Here is a 17,855-nt window from a genome sequence, read left to right on the forward strand (position 1 = left end):
AACGGGAGGGACGCTCATTGCGCAAACGCAACCGAATGCCAACTTGGTTTGTCGTCGTCCTGGCGTTAGTCGCCATCGGAATCGCGTCCAGCATCTTGAACGGCGGCCAAGCGCTCATCATTCCCGTCGTCCTCATCGCGATCGTATGGATCTTGTACAAGTTTCCGCCGAACCGCTGGGCTCGCGGAGGAGCGCCTCGCTCGGACTATCAGCGCGCGGCGGCGCAGAGCAAGAAGCGCCAGCAAGCCAAGGAAACCGCCGCCAAGCCGCGCCGCAGCCCCTCGCCTTTCCGCGTCATCGAAGGCAGCAAGGGACGCGACGACGAGCCGCCGACCTATCATTGATCGACCGTTTTAACGACGCGCCGCGCAAAAAGGATTGAGGCTCCCGCCTCAATCCTTTTTATTTGGCCGTTCGGGCGGCTTGGCATATCCGAACCGAACCTTGGGCGCGCTTGGCGCATGGATTGCATGCGGATGGATATTCGGCAGGTCGGGCGGGCATACCCCCGTCCTGTAGTCGAACAGGTCGAAAAACTCGCTGCCCGCGTTTAACCCGGACTGATACAGGCTTTCGCTTTGCGCTTCCGACAAATGAAAGTCCGTCGTCCGTACGCCTAGCGTCGGGATCTTGATCGTCCGCACGCGGTTGTTTTTCTCGATATAGCGCTCGTCGTGGGCGCTCAGCATCGTTTCGAACATGGCATAGAACATCGTGAACGGCCCGCTGATCCGATGCCCTTTCGGATTCGGCCTGCCGACCATTTGGAAGCCGACCACCGGCAGCACGGGACCCTTCGCCTCGGGCTCCTCGAAAAGCCAAAGCGGAAAGTTGCTGAGCAGTCCGCCGTCGACGACATAGGAGCCGTGCGCGATCAAACTTTTGTCATCACGTTTGGCGCGTTTGAACGGGCGGTAGGCGGAGGCGCTGCGTACGATGACGGGATCGAAAAAATAAGGGATGCTCACGCTCATGCGGATCGCCTGGGCCACGCCTAGATCGCGGGGCTCCATTCCATAATCTGCGATGTCGTCGGGCAGTACGAGAATTTTGCCGTTCGTAATATCCGATGCGACGATGCGCAATCGGCCCGGGGGCAAGTCCCCGAACGTTCGGATTCCGCGAGCCGCCAGCAGCTTTTCGGCCCACGCTTCGAGCGTGTCGCCGCTGTACAGTCCTTTGAATATCAACAGGCGAGCGGCGGGACCGATCAGCTTCACGTTAAAGATGGGCGCTCGCTTCAAAAAAGCGGAAAAGGGCGTGCCGTCGATGATCATTTTCATCTCCGATGCGCTGTACCCGGCTGCGATCAACGCCGCCACGATGCTTCCCGCGGAGGTCCCCGCAACCTGGTTGAACCCGTAGCCGTTCAACTCCGCGGCCCGAACCGCGCCGGCGAGCGAAATGCCCTTCACCCCGCCGCCTTCGAAAACCGCATTGATCATTTTCAGGTGCATCAAGCTACCTCCGTCCGCATTAAGCCGGTTACAGCAAGCTTATGCGGCAGAACTGAGGTACAGACCGATGCGGCTCATCCTCCGAGAAAAGCAAAAAGGACGCCTTCGCGTCCTCTCTCCTTATTCGGTATCCAATTCGGTGCGTATGCGCATCAATTCGGCCCGGCGCGCATCGTCCCGATTAAAATATTCGACCAGCGTCTCGATGCAGGTAATGGAATCCCAGCTCAAATGATGCTCGATTCCTTCCACGTCGCGGTAAATATTCTCATGCTGCACGCCGATCACGTTCAGGAACGATTCGAGCAGATGATGCCGGTCGACGAGCCGCTTTCCGATTTTTTTTCCTTTGCTCGTGAGGATAAGTCCCCGATACTTCTCGTAAATTAAATATTGATCCTTGTCCAGCTTCTGTATCATCTTGGTCACGGACGAGGGGTGCACTTCCAGTCCTTCGGCGATGTCGGATACGCGGGCGTATCCCTTCTCGTCGATCAGCCTGTAGATGCGTTCGAGATAATCTTCCATGCTTGGCGTCGGCACCGAACTGTCCCCTTTCCCGACGGTTAATAACTCTTTGTATCATACAACGCTCGACCGGCGAGGGCAAGCCGCCCGCTCCGCCCGCTTGAATCTCATCCAGAAGTTAACCGGTGTCCGCCGGCCTTGGCCGAAGCATACTACGGATTCAAAGGGGGCGAGTGTTCGATGAGCGTCGGCGTCACCGAAAAACCGCGTAAAGCCGTCACGACCAAGCCGTTCGTTCCCGAGCTCGTCTACTTCGAGCCCGAAGCGCTGAACTATCCGATGGGCATGCGAATCCGCGATTGGGCGTTGCGCGAAGGCATTCCGCACCGGATGACCACTTCGCATAACCGTATCACCAACCTGCCCGGAGAGACCGAGACGGAGCAGTACAAGATCGCGAAAAGAACGCTTGTCGTGGGCCTCCGCAAGACGCTGAAATTCGATACGTCCAAGCCTTCCGCCGAATATGCCATCCCTCTGGCGACCGGCTGCATGGGCCACTGCCATTATTGCTACCTGCAAACGACGCTCGGCGCGAAGCCCTATATTCGCGTGTATGTCAATATCGACGAAATTCTGGCTGCCGCCAAAGGCTACATCGACGAGCGCAGTCCCGAAATCACCCGCTTCGAGGCGGCTTGTACGTCGGATCCGCTCGGCCTCGAGCATATAACCGGATCGCTGGCAGAAACGATCGCCTTTATGGCGAAGCAGCCGCTCGGCCGACTGCGGTTCGTATCCAAGTTCCATCACGTCGACTCGCTGCTCGGCATCGCGCACGGCGGTCACACGCGGGTGCGATTCAGCGTCAACGCCGACTATGTCATCCGAAGCTTCGAGCCCGCCACGTCCCGGTTCGCGGAACGGATCGAGGCGGCCGGCAAAATCGCAAGAGCGGGCTACCCGCTTGGTTTCATCATCGCTCCCATTATCTGGTTCGACGGTTGGGAAGACGGGTACGCGGAGCTGCTAAAGCGCCTGGCTGCAGAACTGCCGCCGGAGGCCGGGCGAGACCTCACCTTCGAGCTGATTCAGCACCGCTTTACGAAGACAGCCAAGACCATCATCGAAAAGCGTTATCCGAAAACCAAGCTCGAGATGGACGAAGCGAAACGGAAAAAGAAATGGGGCCGCTGGGGGCAAAATAAATACGTTTATCCCGACGAGCAGGCCGACGCGCTGCGCATGTTCATAACCGAGCGCATCTTCGAAGCGTTCCCGACCGCGAAAATCGAATACTTCACCTAAGGTCGCGCTAGATGATTTAGAACAAAAGCCAATCCGGCGTGATCCGGTTCAGCCAGATCGTGATCTCGGTCATTCGGTCCGTAAATAGCAAGATGCCCATCAAAATCATGAGCGCGCCGCCGATTTTCATCAGCTTGTCGGAGTACTTCAAGATCCATCTAGCCGATCCGATAAAAAACGCGAGCACGAAAAACGGTACGCCGAAGCCTAAAGAATACGCGGCCGTCATGCTTGCCCACGTGCCTGGCTCGCTGGCGGCCAAAGCCAAAATCGCGGTAAGAATCGGCCCTACGCACGGGGACCACCCGGCGGAAAAGCCGATCCCGAAAATAAAGGAGCCGATATAACCGGCGGGGCGCCAGCTCACGTTCATCTTGCGCTCCTTGAGCAGCAGCTGCGGTTGGAAGACGCCCAGCAAAAACAAGCCCATGAGAACGATGAGGATCGCCGAGATTTGACGGATCAGATCCTGATATTCCCGGAACGTATAGGCGAACGTGTTGGCCGTGTAACTAAGCGTGAAGAATACGGCCGAGAAACCCAAAATAAAAAAGAACGTATGCGCCATCGTTTTCGAGCGTATTTCTTTGCTCGTTTCGGATTTCAGGCGGGTCACCGATATTCCGGTTATGTACGACAGATACGACGGATATAACGGAAGGCAGCAGGGAGAAATAAAAGAAGCGAGTCCCCCCGCAAAAGCGATTCCGATGTTCAGTTGACTCATAGGTTCCTCCTTACGAATATAAAAGCGGGGCCGGAAAACCGGCCCCAACGCATCAAGCTTCTACCTTCATCTGAGCGACCATGATGGATATGAGCTGCTGAACCTGAACCGGCTTGCTGATATAAGCGTTCGCTCCGGCCTCAAGGCATTTGTCCCGGTCTTCCTTCATCGCCTTTGCCGTCACCGCGATGATAGGCGTGTTCAGCTGCAGCGTATGCCGAATCTCGCGGATCGCCTGGAATCCGTCCATGTCCGGCATCATGATGTCCATCAGTATACAGTCGTAATTGTCGCCGCCGCGCAGCCGGTCCATACACTCCAGACCGTCGTGCGCGATCGTGAACGTCATCTCGAGCGACTCGAGCACATGCGACAGCGCGAACAAATTGCGTGCGTCGTCGTCGACCAGAAGGACGCTCCGCCCCTTCAACGCCGCGGTACTCAGCGGCATCTCGGATACGGCGATGGACACCGGATCGGCAACGGACAGCGCCGCGGAGGACGTCGCTAGCTGCTTCGAAGCGACCGCCTCGTCCAGCTCGCCGATCGAACGCTGCGCCGGCAAATACAACGTAAATTCGCTGCCCTTGCCTTCCTTGCTCTGCACCTCGATCCGGCCGCCGAGCATATTCGCGAGGGAAGCAGAGATCGTAAGGCCGAGGCCGGTGCCTCCGTACTTGCGGGCGGTACCGCTGTCGGCTTGGGTGAAGGCTTCGAAGATCAAACCGAGCTTTTCGCTCGCGATGCCCCTGCCCGTGTCCGTGACGGTGAACGCGATCTCCTGCTGTCCCCACGAATTGTTCGCGTGCACGCCGATCAGGAGATCGACTTTGCCGGCTTCGGTAAACTTGAACGCGTTGGACAGCAAGTTTTTCAATATCTGCTGCAGTCGGAATCCGTCGGTCTCCAGCCAGGCCGGCGTTGCCGGCGCGATCCGGACCGCGAAGTCCAGCTTTTTCTTGGCGGCGACTTCCTGGAAATTGCTCTGAATCGTGAGCTGAAGATCCGCCAGGATGATGTTTCCCATCTCGATATCGAGCTTGCCGGCCTCGACCTTGGACAGGTCGAGAATATCGTTGATCAGGTTCAGCAGATCGTTGCCGGCGCTGTAAATCGTATTGACGTAGCTGATATCGTCCTCGCTTAGATGGCCGTGCCGGTTCTCGGCCAGCATCTGGGACAGAATCAGCATGCTGTTAAGCGGCGTCCGCAATTCGTGCGACATGTTGGCGAGAAATTCGCTCTTGAAGTTGGAGCTGCGCTTGAGCTCGTCGTTCATCGTCAGCAGCTCGAGCGACTGGGCGTTAAGCTCTTCGGACTGGACCTGGAGTTCTTCGTTCGCCGCTTGCGCCTCCGTGTACAGCTGCTCCATCTCCATGCGGCTCTTGACGGATTGGATGGTCACGCCCAGCATGGACGCCAGCTGTTCCAACAGCTCGATATCCGCCTTTTTGAAGGGCTTGAACGTGCCGATCTCAAGGACGCCGACGACGACTTTCTCGAAGAGTACCGGCAGCAGGACGATCTGCTTCGGCGCGGATTGACCGATACCGGAGTGAATATTCACGTAGCCGTCGGGAATCTGATTGACGACCATCGTGCGAGATCCGGCCGCGCATTGCCCGACCAGTCCTTCGCCAATCTGAAATTCCTTCCGTCCGAAGTTCTCGAAGGCGTCCGCGTAAGAGGCGTTTTTGGCCAGCTGGTTCGCCTGGTCGCGGACGTACAAGACGCCGTAGGGGATATCGAATACGCGGACCATCTGATTCATGAACAGGCGTCCGACGGCATCGATGTCGTTCTGCTCCTGCAGCAGCGTAGCGATCTCCGCAATCTGGTCTTTGCGAAGGTTTTGCCGCTCGATCGAATCCAGCAGGGCGTTGGTCGAGTCCCCGAGCTCCATCATCTCGTCTCTCGTGTTGATCTCGATCCGCTTGTCCAGGTTGCCGTCCTGCGAAGCGATCTGGCGGATCGTCGTGCTGACCTTGCGGATCGTCTTGATGACGGTACCGGAGATGAACCAGGCGATGGCGATCGCGATGATCGCTACGAACAACCAAAGTAGATATAGGAAAAAGATTAGGGATGCGTTACTCTCCTTCAGATCCGTCACCCGTTGGTTGGTCAGACTCATCTCCGTATCCTTAATGTTTAGCAGCTGCTGCCGGAGCGCGTCTGTCTTGGACTTGCCGGTTTTCTCCCTAAAAAAACGGTCGAGGCTTTCCGTATCCCCGCCTCGCTTGAAACCGATCGCGTTTTCGCTCGCCGTGTCCGTCCATTCGCGGATGTTCGTCTTGATGCTATCCAGATTCCGCAGCTGCGCTTGGTTATCGATGACAAGCGCGGACAACGCATTGACGTCGGATTCCCATCTGGACTTGCCGGTATTGTAGGGTTCAAGGTAGTCTTCGTCTCCGCTGATGACGTACCCTCTCATCCCCGTCTCCATATCGAGCAAGTCCTTTTGAATCTGGTCGACCGTCTCGTGCACCTGAATGTCGTGCGTGCTGATGAATTCCACTTCGTTTTGCAAGGACGCGATCCGTACGGTCAAAGCGACGATCGCGATGCCCAAAAAGACCATTACGATCACGTTGCCCAACAGAATCTTGGTCCGAATGGATATTTTTCTCCTTCGCTCCGGGACGCTGTACACGAATTGCTCCTCCTCGATGCCGTTACTCTATTAGTACTATCATACCTGAAAATAACGATCAATTAAAATGAAAAACCTGCGAATACAGAGATTCGCAGGTTTTATATCCGATATTATTTGACCAAAGCACCGTTCGGCATCCCTTCGGGGACCGTCGCCAGCTTCAACTGGCCGCCCTCCGAAGCCGCCAAAATCATGCCGTGGGACCATTCGCCGCGCAGCTTGACCGGCTTCAAATTGGCGACGCAGATCACCTTGGCGCCGACGAGTTCCTCCGGCTTGTAATATTGGGCGATGCCCGAGACGACCTGCCGCGACTCGCCGCCGAGGTCGAGCTGCAGCTTCAGCAGCTTGTCGGCCTTCGGGATCGGCTCGCAGGCCGTGACTTGCGCGACGCGCAGCTCGATTTTGGCGAAGTCGTCGATGGAGATCTCCTCCTTCGCGCCCGCTTTAGCGTTCGGCTGCGCGACCTCTTCTTTCGCGCCGGACGCGGGCTTCTCCGGAGTCGCTTCCGCTTTGGCGCCGCCCCCCATCATCTCCACGATCCAGGCGACCTCGCTCTCAAGATCGAGACGCGGGAACAGCGATTCTCCCTTCTCGACCTTCGCGCCGGCGGCGAGACCGCTCCACGCGCCGATGCTGTCCCATGCGGTCGCCTGGCCGGCGGCGATGCCGAGCTGCGCCCAGATGCGGGCTGGCGCGTGCGTCATGAACGGCTGCAGCAGAATCGATACGATGCGCAGGCTCTCCGCCAGATGCGCCATGACGGACGCCAGCGCGCCGCGGTCGGCTTCATCCTTGGCGAGCACCCATGGCTGCGTCTCGTCGATGTACTTGTTCGTCCGGCTCACGAGCGTCCAGATCGCCGTCAGCGCGACGGAAAATTCCATCGCTTCGATCGCTTCCTCGGTTTTGCGCACGGCCGCCGCCGCCACGGACTCCAGGTCCGCGTCGAACGCCGTAGCGCCGTTAGCCTCGGGCACGACGCCGTCGAAGTACTTGCCGATCATGGCGACGGTGCGGCTCAGCAGGTTGCCCAGATCGTTGGCCAGGTCGTAGTTCAGCCGCTCGGCGAAGTTCTCCGGCGTGAACGTGCCGTCGGATCCGAACGGCACCTCGCGCAGCAAGTAATATCGGACCGGATCGAGCCCATAGCGGTCGATCAGCTTGACCGGGTCCACCACGTTGCCTTTGGACTTTGACATTTTGCCGTCTTTCATCAGCAGCCAGCCGTGGGCGAAAACCTTCTTCGGCAGCGGCAGGTCGAGCGCCATGAGCATGATCGGCCAATAGATCGTATGGAAGCGGACGATCTCCTTGCTCATCAGATGCACGTCCGCCGGCCAGAACTTGCGCATGAGCGCGTCGTCCGGCGTTCCGTATCCGAGCGCCGTGATGTAATTGCATAGCGCGTCGATCCATACGTAGATGACATGCTTCGGGTCGGAGCGCACCGGGATGCCCCAATTGTAGGTCGTCCGGGATACCGCGAGATCCTCGAGTCCGGGCTTGATGAAGTTGTTGATCATCTCGGTCTTGCGCGACTCGGGCTGGATGAAGTCCGGGTGCGCCTCGTAATGGGCGAGCAGCCGGTCCACGTAATGGCTCATTTTGAAAAAATAAGACTCTTCCTTGACCAGCTCGACCGGGTGCCCGCTGTCGGGACTTTTGCCGCCGACGACGTTGCCCTGCTCGTCTTTGACGACGTCCACCAACTGCGTCTCGGTATAAAATGTCTCGTCGGGGATGCTGTACCAGCCTTCGTACTCGCCTTTATAGATGTCGCCCTTGGCCAGCAGCTTCTCGAAAATCTCCTCCACGACCAGCGTGTGCCGGGGCTCGGTCGTGCGGATGAAGTCGTCGTTCGAGATCTCGAGCTTCTTCCACAAATCCTTGATGCCGACGACGATATCGTCGACGAATTGCTGAGGCGTCTTGCCCGCGTCCTGCGCCTTGCGCTCGATTTTCTGGCCGTGCTCGTCCGTGCCCGTCAGATAGCGAACCTCGAAGCCGCGGAGGCGCTTGTATCTGGAAATGGCGTCGCCGGCGACGGTCGTGTAAGCGTGCCCGATATGCAGCTTGTCGCTCGGGTAGTAGATGGGCGTCGTGATATAAAAGGTTTTGCCCGTTTCGGTCATCTTCTTCAGCTCCTATAGGGGATATGGCGCAGACATCGGGCCGAAAACGCAAAAAGACTCCCGTCCGTCATGGGACGAGAGTCTGCGCTCACGTGGTACCACCCAAATTCCCTCCGCCGCATGCGCGCACGAAGGCTCATTCGCGCCGGTCGCCATCGACCGGCAGCTCCGTTAACGCCGGAACGCGTCGTACTCTCATCGCAGGACCGCGGCGGCGGCTGCGCTCGGGCACGAATCCTCCAGGACCATCTTCCAAAGTCGATCTATGCCGGCTCGCAGCGTCCCCGGCTCTCTGAGATAGATCGTTGCCTTGTACTCATCGCTTCATCGGATCGGTATACGGTTGTATTGGCCAAAATATAACGCAGCGCGAGGGCCGATGTCAAGCGGACGGCCGCCCTACATCGCTTTTCCCCTTAGGCGGAGGAACCGGATCGAAGCCGCCGGGGTGAAAAGGGTGGCATTTGCAGATGCGTACCGCGGCCAAGCCCGCGCCCTTGATCGGTCCGTGCACTTCGATCGCCTCCAGCGCATAGGCGGAGCAGGTCGGAGCGAAACGGCAGGTCGGCGGCTTGAGCGGCGAGATGAACCGGCGGTAGAACAGGATGGGCAGCCGCATCGCCGCCACGATTGTCTCCCTCATCCCGTAACGCCCCCTTGCGCCCTTTGTCCTCATGATGCAGGAAGCCCCCGACGAAGTCAAATCGGCGAACGGATCAAGCGAACCACTCGTTTACGATAAAAATAAACGCGGCGAGCGAGACGGCCGAGCCGATCAGATAGCCCCAGCCTTGTCCCTTTTTGCCCTGAAAAAAACGGAGTATGCCCATGCTGAGCAATCCTCCGACCAACAAAATAAAAATAACGCCAACGATAAACAGACCCGCGGACACTTCAGATACGTCGACCAGTTCCAAAAAAGCTTCCTCCCCATTCTCTGATGCATTCACGCGCCTAGCATGCGCGAATGCCGCTGTAAAGCATTATATCGAATCCGGGCATGATTGAACATCGTTACCCGTGCTATTCGCCGATAAAAAGCTCAACCTCGCCTTGTCTCGGCGGCTTTCGCCGGAATACGACGACCCATCTCCCGTTTTTCCAGGCGACCCTCCCCGTCTTCGGCAAAACGAGACTGGGCAGCTTCAGCGACGCGGTTGCGTCGCCGGGCAGACCGGACACGCGCAGCCTGTCGGCCGTCGCGTACAGACGGACGGCGCTCCTGTCCGTGCCCGGCGGCGGCTTGATCGTGGCGACGACGCGTTTTTTCTCTTTTCGCGCCTCCATTTGCGGACTCGCGGTGACGATGGCTTCGGGCCGTGCGCCCGCGACGGCCCCCGTCTTTTCCAGAGACTTGCCGAACCCGAGCTTCCGTATATAATCGTCGAGCCACGATTCGTCTTCGTGCCCCCATTGTTTGATCAAATCCCACGGCAGGTCCTTGCCGATCAGCCGGCGGATCTCGCTCCAATCCGGCAGCGGTCCTTCGTCGAAAAACGCCATCATTCCCGCCCTCCCTCGCAGGCAAAACGTCGCTGCGCCGCTTGCTCGCGGCGCGTCGTCCCGCCGGTTCCGAACCCTCATCAGCTTATGCGGGCCTGGGCGAGGAAGTGCGGAAAGCCGGAATTCGGGAACATCTGGGCTCCTGCCTTCATACATTAAGACATGACCATTCAAAAGGGAGTCGTTGCCGCATGCCCAGCATCGTAGGAGCTGTCAAAATCATCAGCATCGGCTCCAGCGGCGTCGTCCAATTCGGGGACTGCCTCCAAGTTTCTCCCTCCAGCACGACCAAAACTTTCGCGGGAGCAGGTTCCTTCGTTACCGGCGACTTGCCTAGAACCAACTCGATAAGCTCGACGAATACGAACGATCCTGACGTAGTCGATTCGAATTCAGCGGGAGGCGCCGTCGTCTGATGGCATGGACGATCTATCAACAAATCTCGATCGGCCAGCTGCGCGTGGATGCCGTCTCCAACTCTTCCGTCCTTCAGATCGGCAGCGCCGGAAGCATTCGGTCGCTCTCCCAGTTATATAATTCGGGAGGGTTCACCGAACCGGCCGCGCAACTGAGCGAGAGCCAGCCCAACGCGTCGCAGCCGCTATTTCTCGCGCCGTTGCCCAACCCAAGCTAGCGAGTTACGCATTTTACCGGCAGGAGGCGTATCGCATTGAACTCGGTATGGCATTTTCCGAACGGGCATTCGGGTTTCGATTGCCAAGTCTGCGCAGGTCGAATTCGCGAGCTCGAATCTTGGGCCGGGTCGGCAGCGGAGCAATTGAAAGATTTCCAAAAGCAAATCGATAACCTGCGCCAGCAGCAAGCCGAAGCGCAATCGCGTATCGCCGAGATGCAGACCCGAATCGAGGACCTGCAGCGCCAGCCCCCGGTTCACGTCGAGTATCACTTCGACCAGCTGAAGGTGAGCAGGCTGGACGGCACGCTCAACATCGGCATTAGCCCGAACGCCAAAGGCGACGTCGACTCCTTCGAAGTTCCGGCAGCGGGCACCTGGCAGACGCCCGCCGTCGGATCCGAAGGACCCGAACCTCTTATTCCGCGACTAATCAAACAAAGCCGCGATATGTTCGACCAAGAGGCCGCAGCCGACCTGGCCGCGACCGCTGCGAAGAACGGCATTTCTTTCGAAGCCTCCGAGATCCGGCGGGTATCGGACGACGTAAAAGCGCAATTGGGACCCCGAATCCAGTATTACGCGCGCACGACGCCGCTGCCTAAGGAGAACGGGGAAAAAGCGTTGGCGGATTGGGAACGGGAAGTAATCGAAAAAGTCAGGAAAGACGTGCGTGCCGCTTTTGAAAATTATGCGGCCAAGCGCGTGTCGCAAGCGCCGCCTGAAAGGCAGTGAATCCAATGAAGCTTGGACAAATGATCGTAAACAACGAGCCGGTTCGGATCGGATCGATCCGCGTACTCGGCATTTCCAGTTCTTCCTCGATGCTCGTGGGGGACACGCAGAGCATGACGCTGTATTCGTATTTCGACACGCCGCCGGAATCCGTCATCATCGGACCGCTGGCGCCGCTGCCGGACCTTCCCGAAGAGAACCTATAATATGAGTTTGTCGCGAAGGGTCTCGGCCGTCGGCCTCGTCTATATCAATTCTGCATCCGATTCGTCCGTCGTCCATTTTGGGGACAACCGCGACGGCGCGAGATTGAAGGCGCGCGTGCTTGCGGTACAGCGCAGCGTCGCGACGTTCAAGGACAATGAATTTCCTTTCGCCTCCTATTCGCTTTTTACGCGTCCCTTGCCCGTCCCTCCGCCCGACGAGGGACCGGCTGCCTTCTTCGAGTCATCTTGCGCGCCGATCGAGATCGGCACCGTTCAAATTACCGCCATCTCGGCCGCTTCGCACGTCAGGTTCGGCAACGGCGGACCGGAAACCGCCGAGACGCGAATCGTCAATATCCGCAATCGCATACCCGGCGTCCAACCGCGCGTCGAAGTCGATTTTAAATGATCCTCCCGGCATAAACGGGCGAACGCACAAGCCGCCCGCCGACCTCCGCATATGATGACTGTGTGATCGCTCATCACATAAACCTAATCGGGAGGTTGTTACTATGGGATACGGAGTAGCAGGCGCAGGTTGCGGATACGGCGGCGGCGCCATGGCGGGTGCAGCGTTCGCGCTGGTTCTGTACGTACTGCTCGTCATCATCCTTAAAGCCGGCATTTTCTAATCGATTTGCGGCGAAGCCGCGCCCGTTTCGATAGCGTAAAAAGCCTCCGGTCCGCATTCGCTGCGGCCGGAGGCTTTTGAACGTTTAGCGGCGCTTTGAAGCGCTACGAGGGCTGCGGCGCCCCGGCGTTCAATAGCTGCCAGGCGATATCTGGCCGAGCTTCAGCGACAGCTGCAGTTGGAGCCTGTCTTCAGGATCGTCGAGCGATACGCCGAGGATGCTCTGGATTTTGTCCAGCCTGTAGACGATCGTATTGTAATGCGCATACAGCTTTTCGGAGGTCAGCTTGATGTTGCCGTTGCATCGGAAAAACATTTCCAGCGTTTCCGCGAGCCGGCCGCCGCCTTTACGGTCCGCCTGCTGCAGCGGGGCCATATAGCGGCGCAGAAACTGTTCGCGTTCTTCGCCTCCGGGAATCAAGTACAGCAGCGCGTACACGCCGAGGTTGTCGTATGAAACGACGTCGCCCGCCAATCCGCATACTTCCGCGACCTGCTGCGCCCTTCTCGCCTGCGACAGACTAGCCGGCAGCAGCTCCGGTTTCGCGACCGGACGGCCGGCGAACAGCCTGACGGCCGGCATGGAGAGCTCCGCGCGAAGCTCGTCGAGCAGCTCCCGAAGCGGCGCTTCCCTTTCCGCGTCGGACAAGTCATGTCCGTCGCCGTCGTCTCCGGACAGAATAAGCACCAGATCGCTGCCGTAGACGGCCGAGAGCAGCTCCCTCCCGGGCAGCCGCCTGCCAGACCTAAGCCGGCGGGATAGCTCCGCAAGCGTTCCGTCCGGCGCATCGCCGCCGGCTTTCTCCAAGCCGACTACGGCCACGCAAAGCCGGCCGGGGCGCTTGATCTCGCAGCCGCACACCTCTGCCCGCATCGTCCAGTCCCGCTCGGAGACGATCTTTCCCGAGAGCCAGTCCTGGAGGAACAGCTCGAGATATTTTCCTTCGACCTCGCGCACGGCATCGATATTAGCCATCTCCAAGTCTACGAACGCAGACAGACGCGCGAGCGTCAGCATATCCAGGGCGGTGGCCGGTCGGTTGTGCTCGAACAGCGCGATCGCAGTCGCGAGGTCTGCGTTCTTCGCGATGCAATGCACGTAGGCCCTTCGCCCGTTACCCGTGCCGATGAAACCGGAAGCGGCCGCCGGTTCTCCCCCGCGCCTGACTTGCGCCGCGACAGCCGCGAGGGACGGCGACGCGTCAGGCAAGCGAAGGCCGCTTGAATGCCACTCCCCCTCCCTGCTTCCGAAGACCGCGATCGGATTGCCCAGCGCTTCTTCCATTGCGTCCAACGCCTGCTCCAAGCTGCCGCCGTCCAGGAGCAGGCGGGACACCCGGCCGATCGCCGATTGAAGCTCGACCAATTGACCATAATCTTCAGCCAGCGATCGTTCCGGCGCCAAGCGCGCTTCGACCGCCATTTCCATAAGCTCTTCCTTCGGTTCCATGATCGGAAAGCTGACGCGGTTCGGCCTGCTATCGGGATGGGCGTCTTTACGGGACATTGCAGTCATATTGCTCCCCTCCTCGCCATGCGCGGTTGTTTTTCTCAAATACAGCTCTTATATTATGTTATATTTTATAACATTCATTATCAAATGTCTTCTTATATTTCGTCTTTCATCATTATAATTTTATATCAAACCTATTTTCGCGTTACTTTTAATGACACATTGCATCTTCGACCCGTAGATTACCGTACGATCCAAAACACGCACAAAAAAAGCTGTCTAAGCGACATGGATGCCGCTTCGACAGCCTTACAACTCCCCTATGCGTTGTCAGTCTGGATTCAAGGATACATCGGATTGCCGCAATCCTGGCAGAATCTCGCTTCTTCAGGCATTTCCGACCCGCAGGCCGTGCACACTTGTACGGTCGGCTTAGGAGGCGGAGGAGGCTCGGCCGCCGCCGGCTCCTCCGCTGGAACGGTACGGCTAGCAGCCCAAGCTTCGTCCGCGGACTCGTCCTCAGGATAAATATCGATCGCCCGCGACGCGCGATCGGATGCCGCGTCTTCGGGCAGCACGGACAGCTCGTCTTCGGCCGGAATCTCGGCCGCCGGAGCCGGCGCCGGCTCCGGGAACGGCTTGCCGCAAGCCGGGCAGAAGCGGGTCTGGAACGGAACGCGCTGGCCGCACTCGCATTCCTTTTCGTTGCGCAGCTCGCGAATCCGGTCCTCCAATGCGTCGATCTCGCGGTCCTTGTCCGCGATGACCTGGCAAGCCGGGATGACTTCGCTCTCCGCCTTGGACAAGTCGCCGGCAACGTAAGCCTTGAAGACGGCTTCTCCGATTTCGTTATATTGACGTTCGATCTCCTTGCGCTTGCCCGCGATTTGCGAGTGGAGCTTGGTGATCTCAACGGTCTGTTGGGCCTTCTCCGTGGCGGTGCTGACCCCTTTGCTGACTGTCTCCGTTAACTTTTTGAAGAAACTCATGAATTCCGCCTCCTAGACTCGAGCAACTATAACTATGTACTATGATAACCCGCCGGCACCGTCCCGGGCAACGCCGCCGCTCTGACCCGGCCCGCGTTGGATGCCGAGGCCGTATAGCGACAAATAAACGATCAGGATGAGCATGCCGAACAAAATCGTCAAAATCGCGCCGTTCGAGTTGATGCCGCCGATGACGCTGTTCGCCAGCCTGAACGGACTGAATACGACGTCCCAGCTGTTCAGCCGTATGACTCTCCCCAAATAGACGCCGAACCCGCCGAGGAACGAGACGGCCACGATAAACAGCCAGCCCGCCGCATCACCCAAATACCGGGAGACGAGACGATGGAATTGGCGCATCGACAAATAGCCGAGCAGCAAGCCGCACCAGGCGAACAGGAAAAAGACGATCAGATCGTACCAAAGGAGCAGCGATTCGGTGGACTGCAGCCAGCTATAGGTGGGATTCATGATCAAATGGATCAAGTCTGTCGTCAAATACGGCGCGTTCGGATAAAGCAGCAGCCAGCCGAGCCCGAGGATCGGCAGCATCGCTCCGCGCGCAGCCGGCATCCCCGCTAGCAATCGGTCCGCCCCCGCGGCCGCCATCGAGACGACGAGCGGGAGCCAGGCCAAGAACAAATTCCATAGCAGGAACCGGTAGCGGGCATCGCCGACCTGCGCTTCCCTGACGACGAGCATGGACAGGCACAGCAGCGACGTGAAGCAAAGAATTAAAAAAGCCGGCGTGATAAGCGGCTCGGCTGCAGCGCGCACTTGATTGCGGCTCATCGTTGCGGTCCCTCCTTTCAATGCTTATTACTGTCCTATTTACACCGATTGGCGGGGAAAAGTTGCGTTTAAGCCCCAAAAATTAAAGAAACCATCCCGCCGGCTTCCGTCGGGGGATGGCAGTCGACCTTCGCCATAGATTCGCTAAATGTGCCTTATACGGCGCTGCCCTTGCGCGCGGCTGCGGCGAGCTCCTCGTGTTTGCGAACGTAGAGGCATACGGTCTTGATATAGGTCGCGTGCGACCAGGTGAGCGGCGCCACGGAGAGAGGCGTGCCCTGGGTCGGATGAATCTGCTCCGGCATGTTGCCCCCCTCGAGCGTCGAATGAACGATCTTCTCGAGCGTGATGCGCGGCGCTTCGAGATCCGCCAGGCTGGTCGCGGTCTCGATCTGAAAGTACGCGACCCATAGCGTGCAGATGATCCACGGGTTGCCGGGCACGCGCTCCAGGTCGTCGGACTGTTGAAAATAATAGTCGTTCGTGTACCTGGCGATACCGCCGACGTCCGTCTTGATCGACAACCCCTGCTGAATCGCATGCATCGTGCGGACGACGCGGTCGTCGCTCGCCGGGAGCACGCCGAATTCGAACAGGCCGAACACGCTGCTCTCGATCGTCATGTCCTTCTCCCACTTGCCGTCCCGCAGCGCGAGACCGCGAGCGAAGCGGCCGGCTTCTTCGTCCCACAGATGCGTCAGCATGCCGAGCTTGATCCGCTCGGCCACGTTGCGATAGCGGTCGCTGCGCTCGTAATCGCCGAACAGGTCCGCGAAGTACGCGGCTCCCATCAGGCCGCCGTAGACGGACGCAGAGGTGTACGTCCAGATTCCGTAGCGCTCCTCCCACAGATCGTAGCTCGGGAGCGGCAAACCGAGCGAAGGCTCGATATAGTCGCACAGGAAGGACGCAGCCTTGCGCACGAGGCTCGGATACAGCGACTGGGGCAGCTCGATCTCGCCGTGACGCTCGTAATCCTTCCAGAGCGCGAACAGCACGAGCGCCGTCTCGTCCTCCTGGATCGGCAGCCGGGGCAGGCCGTGCACGACGTACGGATGCCAGCTGGAGCCGACCGTGCCGTCCGGATTGTACTTGTGGTACAAATAGCCTTCGGGCGCGAGCGCATCGTTGCAGAAGTGGAAAAACGGCGCGATCGTGCCGTGATAGCCGGCCAGCGACATCGCGTCCGCGATGAGCGCGCCGTCGCGCGGCCACATGTAGCTGTAGTGGTCGCGGTTGTATTGCAGGATGTCGGTATCGTTGGCGGCCAGAATGGCGCCGCGCTCGTCGATCTGCGTACGCACGATGAGCAGGCTGTGCTTGAACAGGCGCACGACCTCCGGCGGGAGATCGCCGAATTGATACTGCGTGCCAACCTTCGTCAGCCAGTGGTTCCAGTAAATGACGATACGGCTCAGCAGCTTTTCGGGATGGCTCTCGAGCACGTATTGGTCGAGCCGCTTGACCTCTTCCAGGTCGCTGCCGACGGACATCCAGTAATACAGCGAGCTCTCGCCGTTCGCCTGCAGCTCCAGCCTGAAGCTGATCGTGCTGTCCACGGAGCCTTGGGCGATCGCGTTGCCCATCAGCTCGCCGTCCTCGGCGTCGCGCCAAGTCCCTTCGGCCGAATGGAACCGCTTGATGCCGGTCGTGAACTGGTAGATGCCGCCGGTCTGGGAACGGCCGTTGAACATGAAATAGGAGGAACGCTTGTAATGGAAAACGGTACGGTTCATGGGGTAGTAGGCCGCCGTGTCTCCGACCTCGTTGCCGTCGATCATCAGGTCCTGGTGGAAGAACACGCGCACGTCCTTCGGTTCCCCGGTCAGATTGCGAACGACGACGCGCTTCATATAGATGCTCTCCCGCTGGTGGATCCCGTCGTTGACGTACAGCTCGATGCCGAGTCCGTCATGTCTGGCGACCACGTTCGTGACGAGCGAATTTTCGATGTAGCCGAGCTCGATCCGCCAAGACGGATCGTCGAGCCAGACGAAGGAGCCGTTGCACCAGATGCCGAACCGGCACTGCTGCCCGCCGATATGGTTGAGCTGGCCTACGAACGGGAAATAAAGATCGCGGATGAAGCAATGATCGTCGAGATTGATGAGCATCTTGCCGTTGCCGATCACGAGATGTCGGGCCATGCCAGCATTCC

The 17,855-nt window shown here is 58.8% G+C and carries 20 protein-coding genes; 8 read left to right on the forward strand and 12 right to left on the reverse strand.

What is annotated here, in order from left to right:
* The first annotated feature begins 17 nt into the window (after positions 1 to 17).
* On the forward strand, positions 18 to 344 hold the full coding sequence (locus tag BM235_RS12035) for a hypothetical protein (protein ID WP_090113114.1): 327 nt from the start codon (positions 18 to 20) through the stop codon (positions 342 to 344).
* Between the two features lie 48 nt (positions 345 to 392).
* Here the strand turns inward: BM235_RS12035 and BM235_RS12040 are convergent, their stop codons facing one another.
* Both BM235_RS12040 and mntR read right to left on the reverse strand, forming a co-directional pair.
* A complete protein-coding gene (locus BM235_RS12040) occupies positions 393 to 1,457 on the reverse strand; it encodes a patatin-like phospholipase family protein (protein WP_090113116.1) in 1,065 nt (354 codons plus the stop codon).
* Positions 1,458 to 1,577: 120 nt separating this feature from the next.
* Positions 1,578 to 2,000: a transcriptional regulator MntR gene (gene mntR, locus BM235_RS12045; RefSeq protein WP_090113118.1), complete on the reverse strand. Its 423-nt coding sequence runs from the start codon at positions 1,998 to 2,000 to the stop codon at positions 1,578 to 1,580.
* Positions 2,001 to 2,165: 165 nt separating this feature from the next.
* On the opposite strand from mntR, the gene splB reads away from it, so the two are divergent.
* Entirely contained in the window at positions 2,166 to 3,233 is a 1,068-nt protein-coding gene (gene splB / locus BM235_RS12050; protein ID WP_090113120.1) for a spore photoproduct lyase, read from the forward strand.
* A gap of 16 nt (positions 3,234 to 3,249) precedes the next feature.
* On the opposite strand, the gene BM235_RS12055 is transcribed toward splB, so the two are convergent.
* The 6 genes from BM235_RS12055 to BM235_RS12080 form a co-directional block, all read right to left on the reverse strand.
* Positions 3,250 to 3,960, reverse strand: coding sequence for a cytochrome c biogenesis CcdA family protein (locus BM235_RS12055; RefSeq protein WP_090113122.1), 711 nt, complete (start codon positions 3,958 to 3,960; stop codon positions 3,250 to 3,252).
* 52 nt (positions 3,961 to 4,012) lie between these two features.
* Positions 4,013 to 6,616: a CHASE3 domain-containing protein gene (locus BM235_RS12060; RefSeq protein ID WP_090113134.1), complete on the reverse strand. Its 2,604-nt coding sequence runs from the start codon at positions 6,614 to 6,616 to the stop codon at positions 4,013 to 4,015.
* A gap of 113 nt (positions 6,617 to 6,729) precedes the next feature.
* The gene (gene metG, locus BM235_RS12065) at positions 6,730 to 8,754 is read right to left on the reverse strand and encodes a methionine--tRNA ligase (RefSeq protein ID WP_090113136.1); all 2,025 of its coding nucleotides are present in this window, start codon (positions 8,752 to 8,754) and stop codon (positions 6,730 to 6,732) included.
* 382 nt (positions 8,755 to 9,136) lie between these two features.
* Positions 9,137 to 9,397 (reverse strand): membrane protein insertion efficiency factor YidD, encoded by a 261-nt coding sequence (gene yidD, locus BM235_RS12070; RefSeq protein ID WP_255374336.1) that lies wholly within the window; start codon positions 9,395 to 9,397, stop codon positions 9,137 to 9,139.
* A gap of 73 nt (positions 9,398 to 9,470) precedes the next feature.
* Positions 9,471 to 9,671, reverse strand: a complete 201-nt coding sequence (locus BM235_RS12075; protein WP_090113139.1) for a hypothetical protein — start codon at positions 9,669 to 9,671, stop codon at positions 9,471 to 9,473.
* A gap of 106 nt (positions 9,672 to 9,777) precedes the next feature.
* Positions 9,778 to 10,257, reverse strand: a complete 480-nt coding sequence (locus BM235_RS12080; RefSeq protein ID WP_090113141.1) for a hypothetical protein — start codon at positions 10,255 to 10,257, stop codon at positions 9,778 to 9,780.
* 191 nt (positions 10,258 to 10,448) lie between these two features.
* On the opposite strand from BM235_RS12080, the gene BM235_RS12085 reads away from it, so the two are divergent.
* The 6 genes from BM235_RS12085 to BM235_RS12110 all read left to right on the forward strand — a co-directional run bounded on the left by BM235_RS12085 (position 10,449) and on the right by BM235_RS12110 (position 12,464).
* On the forward strand, positions 10,449 to 10,673 hold the full coding sequence (locus BM235_RS12085) for a spore germination protein (protein ID WP_090113143.1): 225 nt from the start codon (positions 10,449 to 10,451) through the stop codon (positions 10,671 to 10,673).
* Positions 10,673 to 10,891 (forward strand): spore germination protein GerPB, encoded by a 219-nt coding sequence (locus BM235_RS12090; RefSeq protein WP_090113145.1) that lies wholly within the window; start codon positions 10,673 to 10,675, stop codon positions 10,889 to 10,891. Before BM235_RS12085 ends, BM235_RS12090 begins: the two co-directional genes overlap by 1 nt.
* A gap of 36 nt (positions 10,892 to 10,927) precedes the next feature.
* Positions 10,928 to 11,626, forward strand: a complete 699-nt coding sequence (gene gerPC, locus BM235_RS12095; protein ID WP_090113146.1) for a spore germination protein GerPC — start codon at positions 10,928 to 10,930, stop codon at positions 11,624 to 11,626.
* 5 nt (positions 11,627 to 11,631) lie between these two features.
* A complete protein-coding gene (locus BM235_RS12100) occupies positions 11,632 to 11,832 on the forward strand; it encodes a spore gernimation protein GerPD (protein ID WP_090113148.1) in 201 nt (66 codons plus the stop codon).
* 1 nt (position 11,833) lies between these two features.
* Entirely contained in the window at positions 11,834 to 12,241 is a 408-nt protein-coding gene (locus BM235_RS12105) for a spore germination protein GerPE (protein ID WP_090113150.1), read from the forward strand.
* Between the two features lie 103 nt (positions 12,242 to 12,344).
* Entirely contained in the window at positions 12,345 to 12,464 is a 120-nt protein-coding gene (locus BM235_RS12110; RefSeq protein ID WP_090113152.1) for a sporulation protein YjcZ, read from the forward strand.
* A 129-nt stretch (positions 12,465 to 12,593) separates the two neighbouring features.
* Here the strand turns inward: BM235_RS12110 and BM235_RS12115 are convergent, their stop codons facing one another.
* From BM235_RS12115 to BM235_RS12130, 4 genes are all read right to left on the reverse strand, one after another.
* Positions 12,594 to 13,979 (reverse strand): PucR family transcriptional regulator, encoded by a 1,386-nt coding sequence (locus BM235_RS12115; RefSeq protein ID WP_090113154.1) that lies wholly within the window; start codon positions 13,977 to 13,979, stop codon positions 12,594 to 12,596.
* 278 nt (positions 13,980 to 14,257) lie between these two features.
* Complete coding sequence (locus BM235_RS12120; RefSeq protein WP_090113156.1) at positions 14,258 to 14,905, reverse strand: zinc-ribbon domain-containing protein; 648 nt, start codon at positions 14,903 to 14,905, stop codon at positions 14,258 to 14,260.
* 39 nt (positions 14,906 to 14,944) lie between these two features.
* The gene (locus tag BM235_RS12125) at positions 14,945 to 15,697 is read right to left on the reverse strand and encodes a DUF1361 domain-containing protein (protein ID WP_090113158.1); all 753 of its coding nucleotides are present in this window, start codon (positions 15,695 to 15,697) and stop codon (positions 14,945 to 14,947) included.
* A gap of 155 nt (positions 15,698 to 15,852) precedes the next feature.
* Positions 15,853 to 17,844, reverse strand: a complete 1,992-nt coding sequence (locus BM235_RS12130; protein ID WP_090113160.1) for a glycoside hydrolase family 15 protein — start codon at positions 17,842 to 17,844, stop codon at positions 15,853 to 15,855.
* Positions 17,845 to 17,855: the final 11 nt, after the last annotated feature.

Source organism: Cohnella sp. OV330 (genome assembly GCF_900112065.1).
GTDB lineage: Bacteria > Bacillota > Bacilli > Paenibacillales > Paenibacillaceae > Cohnella.